Consider the following 12,316-nt stretch of genomic DNA (forward strand, 5'->3'; position numbering starts at 1 on the left):
CATACTTAGAGACCCGGACTATTGTTGCATTGCTCGGACATCTTTGTGCAGTGTGCAACTTACGGTTTCAGCGCCGACTGGCGCTTACCTCTCTACTTTCACGTGATTCATAGTGAGTTTTTAAGGAGTTCTCTATGGAAATAAAAGATCCAATGGTCGAGTTGCTCAGCAGCCTTGAGCAGATTGTTTTGACACGTGACGCTAAGCCATCCGTATCAGAAATTTCGCTCAATCAAACTACAGTTCCCGAGCCGCAGCGTTTACGCGAGATGACCGGTATGCAGGTCGATGAATTCGCCCGTGTGATGGGTGTTAGCGTTTCGTCAGTGAAAAGCTGGGAGGCGCAACGCACGCGTCCTTCCGCTACGGCGCGTAAACTGATGAAACTGCTACAAGCTAATCCGTACCTGGGTCGCCAATTGCTGGAGTAATTCCAGCGTTTGCTTCTCGAACCCGCCCAATGGCGGGTTTTTTAATTTATGCCGCCATACTTTGCTGCCTGCTTCACAAACCAACTTTCCGGCACGCTGTGCGGCGGCTGCGCCAACTGCGCCAAACCTTGCTTGATTGTTTGATCGGCCTGCTGCCACAAATGCGCATCACCTTCGCGTAACAGCTGAATCTGCACCTGCTTCTCCACCAGATAAATCCGGGCGAAATCGGCATCGAACTGCACGATGGCGCGGGTGTTATCAATGATGTCGGCCAGTTTGATGGTTTGTGCATCGGGCGATGCGGCGGCGGTGTGGCGGAAATGCGCCAGCTTACGCGCGGCGCGATTTTTAGCGGTGGGCTGCGCGCTGTCGGTGAGCATATCCACCAGTTCCGCCACGCGCGGACCAAAATGACGTTCGATATCTTCGATGGTACTGGCGGTATCTTCCACCGTGTCATGCAGCCAGGCGGCGGCAATCATTTCTGGATCGTCGGTGATGCTGCGCACCAGTTCGACCACGGCGGCTGGATGCACAATGTATGGCTCGTCGGTATATTTTCGGCGCTGACCCGCAGCGGCGTGCGCCTGCGTGGCATAACGGCGCGCTTGCTCTTCCAGTGAATCCTGCATATTTCACTCCCCCAGAACAAAGTTGCTTGCAATTAACTAGCGCGCTATTTATATTTGGTTCCATGAACAGTAATCAAGATGACAAAAAAGTGAAGCAGGCGCCACTCCAGCTCGATCAACAGCTCTGTTTCGCGCTCTATTCCGCCAATCTCGCGATGCACAAAGTCTATCGCCAGCTGCTGTCTCAGCTGGAGATTACCTATCCACAATATCTGGTGATGTTGGTGTTGTGGCAACAGGATGATGTGACGGTTTCGGAGATTGGTGAGCAACTTTTTCTTGATTCGGCGACGCTCACGCCGTTGCTAAAACGGTTGGAAGCGGCGGGTTTGCTGCATCGCCATCGTTCACGCCAGGATGAGCGTCAGGTCGTGGTGACGCTGACAGAGCAAGGGCGCGCGTTGCGTGAGAAAGCGCAAAGCATCCCCGAAGCGATTCAGTGTGCGGCGGCCTGCGATGAAAGCGCGATGGCGCAACTGAAAAGTCAGTTAGACGATTTGCGCGACAGTTTGAACCGCGCCTAGTACTGCGTTTGGGATGTTGTTGTTATGGCATCCAACATAATGAAGTTCCGGTTTGCGCATATAAGTAGTGCGCGATTATATAGCGAATAAACGAGGTTAATATGTCTTTAGAACAAGTTGTTTATACTGCAAAAGCCAAAGCTACCGGCGGCCGTGATGGTCGTGCTACCTCTTCTGATAACGTGCTGGATGTGAAACTGGGCGTGCCAAAAGAGATGGGCGGCGCGGGCGGCGAAGTGACCAACCCAGAGCAGCTGTTTGCTGCCGGTTATTCGGCGTGCTTCCTCGGCGCAATGAAGTTTGTTGCTGGTCGCGACAAGATTTCCATGCCAAAAGATGCGTGGATTGAAGGCGAAGTCGGTATCGGCCCAATCCCTAACGGTTTCGGTATTGAAGCCAAACTGAATATCCATCTGCCAGCAATGGATGCAGCCGAAGCGCAGAAACTGGTTGATGCGGCACACATTGTTTGTCCGTACTCAAACGCCACGCGCGGCAACATCGATGTGACGCTGAACATCATCAACTAATTGTTGCTGATAATAGAAGAAGGCCCCATTTGGGGCCTTTTTGCGTTGGTGTAAGCCCGCTCTCAAGAATCTTCTGGTCTTACCATTGGTTAAATGTTCTACTACTCCGCTTCGCATTATCACCTGCGCACCCATCGGATTCGTCCCGATCCTGCACGTTATAACTCGCAATTCGGCGATTAAAGCGAACTCTGTTGTCTTTAAACAGTCACATAACGGTTGATACAACGACACCAGGTCGGGAAAAACTAATTTCATGAATTATATTAAAAGTTTAACGCAGCAAAAGCTGTCACTGCTGCTTGCGTTATATCTCGGCATCTTGTTGAATTTGCCGATTTTTTATCGCCGTTTTGACGGATTCTTGACGAAATCCACCGCCTCTAACTGGTTCTCTGCTGCCGCTGAAGTGATTGCCGCCGTTTTGGCCACCTTCTTCCTGATGCGTTTAATTTCGCTGGGAGGAAAATGGGCTTACCGCATTCTTGCCACGCTGATCGTGGTGATTTCAGTTGCCGCCGCTTATTACATGGCGTTCTTCAACGTGGTGATTGGCTACGGCATCATCGCTTCGGTGATGACCACCGATATCGATCTGTCGAAAGAAGTGATTGGTATGCACTTCATTTTGTGGATGGTGCTGGTCAGCGCGCTGCCGCTGCTGCTGATTTGGCGCAATAATCTGAGCCAAACGCTGATTGAACAACTTAAAACGCCAGGGCAACGTCTTAAGCCTACGGTGATTATGCTGTTGAGCGTGGCGCTGGTATGGCTGCCGATTCGCTATTTCGACAAGTTGCAGAAGGTGAATGAAGAGATCACCAATATCGACTTGCCAAGTTACGGCGGTGTCGTGGCGCACTCTTATTTGCCATCGAACTGGATTGCCGCGCTGGGGCTGTTTGCCTGGACCAAAGCCGATGAAGAGTGGGATGGCAAAGAGCTGGTGGATCCAGCTAAACAGTTTACCTATGTCGCACCGCCGGGCATCGACGACACTTATATGGTGTTTGTGATTGGCGAAACCACGCGCTGGGATCACATGGGCATGCTTGGCTACGATCGTGATACCACGCCGAAGCTGTCGAAAGAGAAAAATCTGGTGGCGTTCCGCGGTGAATCTTGTGATACCGCCACCAAGCTGTCGCTGCGTTGCATGTTCGTGCGCGAAGGCGGCACCATGGATAATCCGGGCCGTACGCTGAAAGAGCAGAACATCTTTGCCGTGCTGAAAGAACTCGGCTTCAGCTCTGAATTGTTCGCCATGCAGAGTGAAGTGTGGTTCTACGATAACGCCGATACCAATAACTTCTCCTTCCGCGAGCAGATTGGTTCGGAGAAGCGTAATCAGGGCAAAGCGGTTGATGACATGTTGTTAGTGCCGGAATTGCAGGCTTCATTGCAGCGTTTCCCGAAAGGCAAGCATGTGGTGATTCTGCACACCAAAGGCTCGCACTACCTTTATTCGCAACGTTATCCGCGTAGTTTCGCGCGTTACCAGCCGGAATGCATGGGCGTGGATGAAACCTGTAGTAAAGCGCAGTTGATTAACGCCTATGACAACTCGATTTTGTATGTCGATACCATGCTGGATAGCGTGCTCGATCAGCTGCGTGATAAGAAAGCGATTGTGTTCTACGCCTCCGATCACGGCGAATCGATCAGCGAGAATATGCACTTGCACGGCACGCCGCGTGAGATGGCGCCGCCGGAGCAGTTCCGCGTGCCAATGATGGTGTGGGCGTCAGACAAATACCTGGCCGATCCTACTAATCGCAGCAACTTCGAACGCTTGCAAGCGCAGCAGCGCGTGGGCAAAACCCATCGCCACGTTGAGCTGTTTGACACCATTCTGGGTTGCCTCGGCTATACCTCGCCAAATGGCGGTATTAAAGAAAGCAATAACTGGTGCGCAGCGCCAGCCAAAGCGCTGTAATGTGGATGGGGTTGTAGGGGCGCTATTCATGGTGACCGCTGTTCAGAACTAGTTGAGCGGTAGGACTTTTAAGGCACTGCTTGCTTTCCAGGCGATCAAACGGCTTTTCTGCAAAAGGGATTGACGCTTTTTTAGCAGCGCAGTAATATGCGCCCCCATCGGCGAGTAGCGCAGCTTGGTAGCGCAACTGGTTTGGGACCAGTGGGTCGGAGGTTCGAATCCTCTCTCGCCGACCATCTTTCGAAGAAACCTGCTTTTATAAGCAGGTTTTTTTTCGTCCTTATTTTATGTATTGCTGCACCGATCAGGCTGAAATACCGGGCCGCTCCGTAAAGTCGCCGTGGACACATCCCTGTGGGCTCTGCCGACGGAGTACTCGCCCCATCCCTGGGGCTCGCCCGCTAGCGGGCAACGCTTCGCGTTGTACAAAAATGCTCCCGGCATTTTTGTCCATGCGTCGGAAGCTTTACTTCGCGGCCCGCATTCCATCCTTTATTCAATTCTGCTGCGTTCTGTTTTACAGCGAAGCCAATCGTACAGGCGATGGAATGGCGACTCGGTTAGCAAAGCGTCCGCCGCAGGGATGCGGCGGCCGAGGCTACAGGGACGTATTCACGCCGTCTTTGCGATCGAGTCGCCTTTCCTGAGCAACGCACCAATAATCAGCGAAACTTGTGCATTCATCCCTTTCAGCAATCAAATCCGCAATAGCCACTATTATCCCTATTTTAACTATTCAATCCCTTACCAAATCTAAGCTGCCCGCTTAATTCGCGACACATTCTTCTTATGACCGGTTTCTGCATCATGCTGATTTCTTATGCCATTTCACTAGCAGATTCCGCTGCCTGAACGTCATAACGCACGCAGAATCGTTCAGATATTCAACATTTACCAATAAGTTTTGTGTGTTTTTTAACGGTGATAATCACTGTCATTTGGCCGTATAGCCAGATAATCACACGGGTTTGAGTGCTTTATCACCTTTTTTAATTTTGGCTCAGCCGCAGAAGGGTGTTTTTTATCGTTGCTTGCACTTACTCACACTCTGTGTAAATAACCCCACACTGTATTGACGTTCATTGCAACTGTTGACAAATTGATGCGTCAATAAAATGTAGAGACGGGCCGCTCAGCAGATTCCACGGTGCCTGGGCCATCACAATAACCGCTCACATTTGATTACTCTTAATTGACCTGCCCGAACCGCATAAAAAAATCAGAGGTTGGGCGACGCACACAACATCACATCACAATGGAGCAAAACATGATCAACTCCCTGGCTAAATCCAGGATGCTGAAGGTCGGTCTTAGCCTGATTGCTATGACCGTTGCCGCTGGTGTCCAGGCGAAAACCCTCGTTTATTGTTCAGAAGGTTCGCCTGAAGGTTTCAACCCGCAGCTGTTTACATCGGGCACCACGTACGATGCGAGCTCCGTACCGATCTACAACCGTCTGGTTGAGTTCAAAACCGGTACCACCGAGTTGCAGCCGGGTCTGGCAGAAAAATGGGATGTGAGCGCGGACGGTAAAACTTATACCTTCCACCTGCGCCAAGGCGTGAAGTGGCAATCCACCAAAGACTTCAAGCCAACCCGCACCTTCAACGCTGATGACGTGGTGTTCTCCTTCGAGCGTCAGCTCGATAAAAACAACAAATATCACGGTGTTTCTGGCGGCAGCTACGAATACTTCGAAGGCATGGACATGCCGAAGCTGATCGCCAAAATCGAAAAAGTTGACGATTACACCGTACGCTTCACCCTGACACGTCCAGAAGCGCCGTTCATTGCTGACCTCGGCATGGACTTCGCCTCAATCCTGTCTAAAGAGTACGCCGACAACATGCTGAAAGCGGGCACGCCTGAGAAGCTGGACCTGAATCCAGTGGGCACCGGTCCATTCGTGTTGCAGCAGTACCAGAAAGATTCACGCATTCTGTACAAAGCCAACCCAGACTTCTGGGGCACCAAGCCAAAAATCGATCGCTTAGTGTTCTCAATCACGCCTGATGCCTCTGTGCGTTACGCTAAATTGCAGAAAGGCGAATGCCAGGTGATGCCGTATCCAAACCCGGCAGACATCGCGAGCATGAAGAAAGACGACAAAATTAACCTGATGGAGCAGCCTGGTCTGAACGTCGGTTACCTGTCGTTCAACACCGAGAAAAAACCGCTGGATAACGTGAAAGTGCGCCAAGCACTGACCATGGCGGTTAACAAGCAAGCCATTATTGATGCCGTTTATCAGGGCGCTGGCCAGGCCGCGAAAAACCTGATTCCACCAACCATGTGGAGCTACAACAACGACATCAAAGACTACGCTTACGATCCTGCCAAAGCGAAAGAGTTGCTGAAAGAAGCCGGCATGCCAGATGGTTTCTCCATCGATCTGTGGGCGATGCCCGTTCAGCGTCCATACAACCCGAACGCACGTCGCATGGCGGAAATGGTTCAGGCCGACTGGGCGAAAATTGGCGTGAAAGCCAAGATCGTGACCTTCGAATGGGGCGAGTATCTGAAGCGTGCTAAAGCCGGTGAACACCAGACCGTGATGATGGGCTGGACCGGTGATAATGGGGATCCGGATAACTTCTTCGCGACGCTGTTCAGCTGTGCAGCGGCGAAAGACGGTTCTAACTACTCACGTTGGTGTTCTAAGCCGTTTGAAGATCTGATTCAGCCAGCTCGTGCTGAAGCCGATCACAACAAACGTATTGAACTGTACAAACAAGCTCAGGTTGTGATGCATGATCAAGCGCCAGCGCTGATCATCGCGCACTCAACCGTTTATGAGCCAGTGAGTAAGAAAGTGACCGGCTACGTGGTTGATCCATTGGGCAAACATCACTTCGAAAACGTCGATATCCAGGAATAACCTTTCGGATTATCGCGGTCAGGGCCAGTGTTACTGGCCCTCGGGCGGCACCTGCGCCGCCCGCATTCCGCACTTTTTTTCCGGCTAATTCTAATTATTGAAGCGCTTCTTGCGTCGCGTCCGGCTATGGCTGGCTGCGGGTGTTAAGCAATGTTGTCCCCGGCGTTAGCGCCATGGGAAATGTCAGAGAACCAGGCTTATGCTGCAATTCATACTCCGACGTTTGGGCTTAGTCATCCCAACGTTCATCGGTATCACACTGTTGACCTTCGCGTTTGTCCACTTGATCCCCGGCGATCCGGTACTGATCATGGCTGGCGAGCGCGGCATCTCTCCCGAACGTCACGCGCAATTAATGGCGCAATTTGGCCTCGACCAGCCGATGTGGAAGCAATATCTCACCTACATCAACGGCGTATTGCATGGCGACCTCGGCATCTCGCTGAAAAGTCGTATCCCGGTTTGGGACGAATTCGTACCGCGCTTCAAAGCTACGCTGGAACTCGGCATCTGCGCGATGCTGTTCGCAGTGGCGGTCGGCATTCCTGTCGGCGTGCTGGCGGCGGTAAAACGCGGCTCCATCTTCGATCACACCGCCGTCGGCATCTCGCTGACCGGTTATTCGATGCCGATTTTCTGGTGGGGCATCATGCTGATCATGCTGGTGTCGGTGCAGTGGAACCTGACGCCTGTTTCCGGGCGCGTCAGCGACACCATCTTCCTCGACGACAGTCATCCGCTCACCGGCTTTATGCTGATTGATACCTTGCTGTGGGGCGAAGAGGGCGATTTCAAAGATGCGGTGATGCACATGATATTGCCGGCTATCGTGCTCGGCACCATACCGCTGGCGGTGATCGTGCGTATGACGCGCTCCTCAATGCTGGAAGTGCTGGGTGAAGACTACATCCGCACCGCGCGCGCCAAAGGGTTGACGCGTATGCGCGTGATCGTGGTGCACGCACTGCGTAACGCCATGCTGCCGGTAGTGACGGTGATCGGTTTGCAGGTGGGTACCTTGCTGGCCGGTGCGATTCTAACCGAAACCATCTTCTCGTGGCCGGGACTCGGTCGCTGGCTGATCGAAGCGCTGCAACGCCGTGACTATCCGGTAGTGCAGGGCGGCGTGTTGCTGGTGGCGATTCTGATCATTGTGGTCAACCTGCTGGTTGATCTGTTGTACGGCGTGGTCAATCCACGTATCCGTCATAAGAAATAAGGGGGAATCATGTCTGCTGTTGATCCCGCAAGCGTAACTGCTGCACCCAAGCCGATGACCCCGTTGCAGGAATTCTGGCACTACTTTAAACGTAACAAAGGCGCGGTCATTGGCCTGGTTTACATCGTTCTGATGCTGTTGATTGCCATCTTTGCCGATGTGCTGGCTCCGCATGCACCGGCTGAACAGTTCCGCGATGCGTTGCTGCATCCGCCAGTTTGGCAAGAAGGTGGCAACTGGAGCTACATCCTGGGTACCGATGACGTTGGCCGTGATGTGTTGTCGCGTCTGATGTACGGCGCGCGCCTGTCGCTGCTGGTTGGCTGCATGGTAGTGGTGTTGTCGCTGATTCTCGGCGTGATTTTTGGTCTGATGGCCGGCTATCTCGGCGGCGTGGTTGACGCGATTATCATGCGCGTCGTCGATATCATGCTGGCGCTGCCAAGCCTGCTGCTGGCGTTGGTGCTGGTGGCGATCTTTGGTCCGTCGATTGTTAACGCCTCGCTGGCGATTACCTTCGTGGCGCTGCCGCACTATATCCGTCTAACGCGTGCCGCGGTTTTGGTGGAAGTGAACCGCGATTACGTTACTGCCTCAAGCGTGGCGGGCGCCGGTACGCTGCGCCAGATGTTCGTCAATATTCTGCCTAACTGCCTGGCACCACTGATCGTGCAGGCGTCATTAGGTTTCTCCAACGCCATCCTCGATATGGCAGCGTTGGGCTTTCTCGGTATGGGGGCGCAACCGCCAACGCCGGAGTGGGGCACCATGCTCTCCGACGTGTTGCAGTATGCGCAAAGTGCCTGGTGGGTTGTGACATTCCCTGGTGTCACCATTCTGCTAACGGTTCTGGCATTCAACCTCATGGGCGATGGTTTGCGTGATGCACTCGACCCGAAACTCAAGCAGTAAAGAGGCACCGAGATGGCGTTATTAAATGTAGACAAACTATCGGTGCATTTCGGCGACGAAAAGACACCGTTCCGTGCGGTTGACCGCATCAGTTATCAAGTTGAGCAAGGCCAGGTCGTTGGCATCGTCGGTGAATCGGGCTCGGGTAAATCCGTCAGTTCACTGGCGATTATGGGCCTGATCGATTACCCCGGCCGCGTAATGGCCGAAAAGCTGGAATTCAATCAGCGCGACTTGCAGAAAATCTCCGAAAAAGAGCGCCGCCAACTGGTGGGCGCGGAAGTGGCGATGATTTTCCAGGATCCGATGACCAGCCTTAACCCGTGCTACACCGTGGGTTTCCAGATTATGGAAGCGCTTAAGGTGCATCAGGGCGGCAGCAAAAGAACTCGTCGTCAGCGAGCGATTGATTTGTTGGATCAGGTCGGTATTCCCGATCCGGCTTCGCGTCTGGATGTTTATCCGCATCAGCTCTCTGGCGGTATGAGCCAGCGCGTGATGATTGCGATGGCGATTGCCTGCAAACCGAAACTGTTGATTGCCGATGAGCCGACCACCGCGCTCGACGTCACCATTCAGGCGCAGATCATCGAACTGCTGCTGGAGTTGCAGAAGCAGGAGAACATGGCGCTGATCCTGATTACCCACGATCTGGCGCTGGTGGCCGAAGCGGCGCAGCACATCATCGTGATGTATGCCGGCCAGGTGGTCGAAAGCGGTAAAGCGGTGGATATCTTCAAAGCGCCGCGTCATCCATACACGCAAGCGCTGCTGCGCGCGTTGCCAGAGTTCGCCGCGGATAAAGCGCGTCTGGCTTCGCTGCCGGGCGTGGTGCCGGGTAAATACGATCGTCCAACCGGCTGCTTGTTGAATCCGCGCTGTCCGTATGTGACCGATCGCTGCCGCAGCGAAGAGCCTGAGCTGCGTGATATTCCGGGCCGCCAGGCCAAATGTCACTTCCCACTGGATGATGCCGGGAGACCGACTTATGAGTCTTGATAACACCAAGCAGGATTACCTGCTGCAGGCGATTGACCTGAAAAAACATTACCCGGTGAAGAAAGGTCTGTTTGGCCAGGAACGTCTGGTCAAAGCGCTGGATGGCGTCTCGTTCAACCTCGAACGCGGTAAAACGCTGGCGGTGGTGGGCGAATCGGGTTGTGGTAAATCCACGCTGGGTCGTCTGCTGACCATGATTGAAACGCCAACCGAAGGCCAGCTGTATTGGCACGGTCAGGATTTGTTGAAGCACGATCCGCAGGCGCAGAAACTACGTCGCCAGAAAATCCAAATAGTGTTCCAGAACCCGTACGGTTCGCTCAATCCGCGCAAGAAAATCAGCCAGATTCTGGAAGAGCCGCTGGTGATCAACACCTCGTTGACCAAGGCAGAGCGCAAGGAAAAAACGCTGGAGATGATGGCGAAAGTCGGCCTGAAGACCGAGCATTACGATCGCTATCCGCACATGTTCTCTGGCGGCCAGCGTCAGCGTATTGCGATTGCGCGTGGCTTGATGCTCGATCCTGATGTGCTGATTGCCGATGAACCGGTCTCGGCGCTCGACGTTTCTGTACGCGCGCAGGTGCTCAACCTGATGATGGATTTGCAGCAGGATTTGGGTTTGTCGTATGTGTTCATCTCGCACGACTTGTCTGTGGTCGAACACATCGCTGACGAAGTGATGGTGATGTATCTCGGCCGTTGCGTGGAGAAGGGCAGCAAGGAGGCGATTTTCAGCAATCCGCGCCATCCTTACACCCAGGCGCTGCTGTCCGCCACGCCGCGCCTCAATCCAGACGATCGCCGTGAGCGCATCAAGCTGACCGGTGAATTGCCAAGTCCGCTGAATCCGCCGCCAGGTTGTGCGTTCAATGCTCGCTGCCGTCGTCGTTTTGGCACCTGCGTTCAGCTTCAGCCAAAACTGAAGCAATATGGCGATCAGCAAATTGCCTGCTTCGCGGTCGATCAAGACGAAAATCAGCCAGTGGGCGTGTAATAAATCACGGCCATAAATGATTAAAGGCTCCTGCGGGAGCCTCTCTTTTAAGCCCAATAATACATCAGTAAAATTAACGCCAGATAAGCATATTCTTTTGGAAACTTTAAAAGCATTACTTCACTGCATCTGTAATCAATTGGTCCTGATCAAGATATAAATCGTTAAGGCAAATTCTTATTTTCGTCAGGATTTCGTGAGCACTATCACACAGCAACAAAATCCGCGACTTGCAGCGCAATAGCGTATTTTCAGTAGCTTAGGTTAAAATCCCCGCCGTGATTATTTCTGTTAATCGATATTAATTAATCTCCGTCCCTAAATATGTGCATGCTTCTTGCATATCCGCTTTTTCAATCTTTAAGATAGAATTCTTTTATTGAATGCGACGTTTTAATAATCAGATTTGTCTCACCGTCTTTTAATGTGTGTGATATATTCGCGGAAAATTCCCTCCCGCTTTTACAGGCTCTGATCATGAAGAACTATGACGATCTGCAGCGTTTCAAAGAGAAAACCCAGACGCTTGATATCGCCTTTAAGGATATGTCCGGGCAATCGCAAGAAGCCGATCAAAGTCAGTGGGCGTTGCTTCGCCAATTGGCAACCGAACAAGAGCCGGAATTAGGTAGCGGGCAACGTATCGATTTGCCACAGCCACAGCCGATTCGCGGTGATGAATTTGCCGCGCCGACAGCGCCTGCACCAGCCGCACCTGCGGTGGCCGCTGCGCCTGCCGCCACGCCGCGTGGATCGATTCTTGATAGCTTAGGTGCATCCACGCCAGCCGCTGCACAGCCCGCGCCTGCGGCGACATCTTCCTTATTCCCGCCGGCGCCACCGGCTAAACCGGCGTCTGCACCGGCGTCATTGGCACCTAAAGCCACGCTGGTTGAGCGCGCGGCGACGACATCGCTGTTCCCGCCAGCAAAACCCGCAGCGGCACCAGCTGCGCCTGCGGCAGTTGCGCAGCCGGTTATCGCGCCAGCACCGGTTGCCCCAGCGCCGGTGCAGACCTTTGCTGCACCGCCGCCAGCGCCTCGCCCAGCCGCGGCTGAGCCTTCGCGTTTTGGCGCACTGTTCCGCTCGCGGAGTGCTGAGCCTGCTAACCTTGCCAAAGAAACACCATTAAAACCGCTACTGGAGAAGATTGCGCTATGCCGTTAGTTTGTGTGTGCTCGCCAAAAGGGGGAGTAGGGAAAACCACCATGGCGGCCAACCTTGCGTGGAGTCTGGCTCGCGCTGGCAGCAAGGT

At 53.3% G+C, this 12,316-nt stretch carries 12 protein-coding genes and 1 tRNA gene; 12 read left to right on the forward strand and 1 reads right to left on the reverse strand.

Annotated features, from left to right (window positions below; all coding sequences use genetic code 11):
* The first annotated feature begins 134 nt into the window (after positions 1-134).
* The gene (locus ABDW13_RS15235) at positions 135-431 is read left to right on the forward strand and encodes an HTH-type transcriptional regulator (RefSeq protein WP_343553408.1); all 297 of its coding nucleotides are present in this window, start codon (positions 135-137) and stop codon (positions 429-431) included.
* Positions 432-472: 41 nt separating this feature from the next.
* Here the strand turns inward: ABDW13_RS15235 and ABDW13_RS15240 are convergent, their stop codons facing one another.
* A complete protein-coding gene (locus ABDW13_RS15240; RefSeq protein ID WP_343553409.1) occupies positions 473-1,066 on the reverse strand; it encodes an HD domain-containing protein in 594 nt (197 codons plus the stop codon).
* A 62-nt stretch (positions 1,067-1,128) separates the two neighbouring features.
* Between ABDW13_RS15240 and ABDW13_RS15245 the strand changes: the two genes are divergently transcribed.
* The 11 genes from ABDW13_RS15245 to ABDW13_RS15295 form a co-directional block, all read left to right on the forward strand.
* Positions 1,129-1,590, forward strand: coding sequence for a MarR family transcriptional regulator (locus ABDW13_RS15245; RefSeq protein ID WP_343553410.1), 462 nt, complete (start codon positions 1,129-1,131; stop codon positions 1,588-1,590).
* Between the two features lie 101 nt (positions 1,591-1,691).
* Positions 1,692-2,120, forward strand: a complete 429-nt coding sequence (locus ABDW13_RS15250; protein ID WP_343553411.1) for an organic hydroperoxide resistance protein — start codon at positions 1,692-1,694, stop codon at positions 2,118-2,120.
* Positions 2,121-2,376: 256 nt separating this feature from the next.
* Positions 2,377-4,056 (forward strand): kdo(2)-lipid A phosphoethanolamine 7''-transferase, encoded by a 1,680-nt coding sequence (gene eptB / locus ABDW13_RS15255; protein WP_343553412.1) that lies wholly within the window; start codon positions 2,377-2,379, stop codon positions 4,054-4,056.
* A gap of 159 nt (positions 4,057-4,215) precedes the next feature.
* Positions 4,216-4,292, forward strand: a tRNA-Pro gene (locus ABDW13_RS15260).
* Positions 4,293-5,323: 1,031 nt separating this feature from the next.
* A complete protein-coding gene (gene dppA, locus ABDW13_RS15265; protein ID WP_343553413.1) occupies positions 5,324-6,934 on the forward strand; it encodes a dipeptide ABC transporter periplasmic-binding protein DppA in 1,611 nt (536 codons plus the stop codon).
* Positions 6,935-7,133: 199 nt separating this feature from the next.
* On the forward strand, positions 7,134-8,153 hold the full coding sequence (gene dppB / locus ABDW13_RS15270; protein WP_343553414.1) for a dipeptide ABC transporter permease DppB: 1,020 nt from the start codon (positions 7,134-7,136) through the stop codon (positions 8,151-8,153).
* Positions 8,154-8,162: 9 nt separating this feature from the next.
* Positions 8,163-9,065, forward strand: coding sequence for a dipeptide ABC transporter permease DppC (gene dppC, locus ABDW13_RS15275; RefSeq protein ID WP_343553415.1), 903 nt, complete (start codon positions 8,163-8,165; stop codon positions 9,063-9,065).
* 12 nt (positions 9,066-9,077) lie between these two features.
* Complete coding sequence (gene dppD, locus ABDW13_RS15280; protein ID WP_222213140.1) at positions 9,078-10,064, forward strand: dipeptide ABC transporter ATP-binding protein; 987 nt, start codon at positions 9,078-9,080, stop codon at positions 10,062-10,064.
* A complete protein-coding gene (gene dppF, locus ABDW13_RS15285) occupies positions 10,054-11,061 on the forward strand; it encodes a dipeptide ABC transporter ATP-binding subunit DppF (RefSeq protein ID WP_343553416.1) in 1,008 nt (335 codons plus the stop codon). Before dppD ends, dppF begins: the two co-directional genes overlap by 11 nt.
* Before the next feature lie 477 nt (positions 11,062-11,538).
* Positions 11,539-12,228: a cellulose biosynthesis protein BcsO gene (bcsO, locus tag ABDW13_RS15290; RefSeq protein ID WP_343553417.1), complete on the forward strand. Its 690-nt coding sequence runs from the start codon at positions 11,539-11,541 to the stop codon at positions 12,226-12,228.
* Positions 12,219-12,316 (forward strand): P-loop NTPase (locus tag ABDW13_RS15295; RefSeq protein WP_343553418.1); only part of this gene is annotated, 98 nt, incomplete at its 3' end. The genes bcsO and ABDW13_RS15295, both read left to right, overlap by 10 nt.

The organism is Pantoea sp. (genome assembly GCF_039594315.1).
Taxonomy (GTDB): Bacteria; Pseudomonadota; Gammaproteobacteria; order Enterobacterales; family Enterobacteriaceae; genus Pantoea.

What these genes read in the sequence shown, in the direction of transcription:
- ABDW13_RS15235 (WP_343553408.1), top strand. Translation starts at nt 135, where the DNA reads ATGGAAATAAAAGATCCAATGGTCGAGTTGCTCAGCAGCCTTGAGCAG.
- bcsO (WP_343553417.1), top strand. Translation starts at nt 11,539, where the DNA reads ATGAAGAACTATGACGATCTGCAGCGTTTCAAAGAGAAAACCCAGACG.
- dppF (WP_343553416.1), top strand. Translation starts at nt 10,054, where the DNA reads ATGAGTCTTGATAACACCAAGCAGGATTACCTGCTGCAGGCGATTGAC.
- dppC (WP_343553415.1), top strand. Translation starts at nt 8,163, where the DNA reads ATGTCTGCTGTTGATCCCGCAAGCGTAACTGCTGCACCCAAGCCGATG.
- ABDW13_RS15250 (WP_343553411.1), top strand. Translation starts at nt 1,692, where the DNA reads ATGTCTTTAGAACAAGTTGTTTATACTGCAAAAGCCAAAGCTACCGGC.
- eptB (WP_343553412.1), top strand. Translation starts at nt 2,377, where the DNA reads ATGAATTATATTAAAAGTTTAACGCAGCAAAAGCTGTCACTGCTGCTT.
- dppA (WP_343553413.1), top strand. Translation starts at nt 5,324, where the DNA reads ATGATCAACTCCCTGGCTAAATCCAGGATGCTGAAGGTCGGTCTTAGC.
- ABDW13_RS15245 (WP_343553410.1), top strand. Translation starts at nt 1,129, where the DNA reads ATGAACAGTAATCAAGATGACAAAAAAGTGAAGCAGGCGCCACTCCAG.
- dppD (WP_222213140.1), top strand. Translation starts at nt 9,078, where the DNA reads ATGGCGTTATTAAATGTAGACAAACTATCGGTGCATTTCGGCGACGAA.
- dppB (WP_343553414.1), top strand. Translation starts at nt 7,134, where the DNA reads ATGCTGCAATTCATACTCCGACGTTTGGGCTTAGTCATCCCAACGTTC.
- ABDW13_RS15240 (WP_343553409.1), bottom strand. Translation starts at nt 1,066, where the DNA reads ATGCAGGATTCACTGGAAGAGCAAGCGCGCCGTTATGCCACGCAGGCG.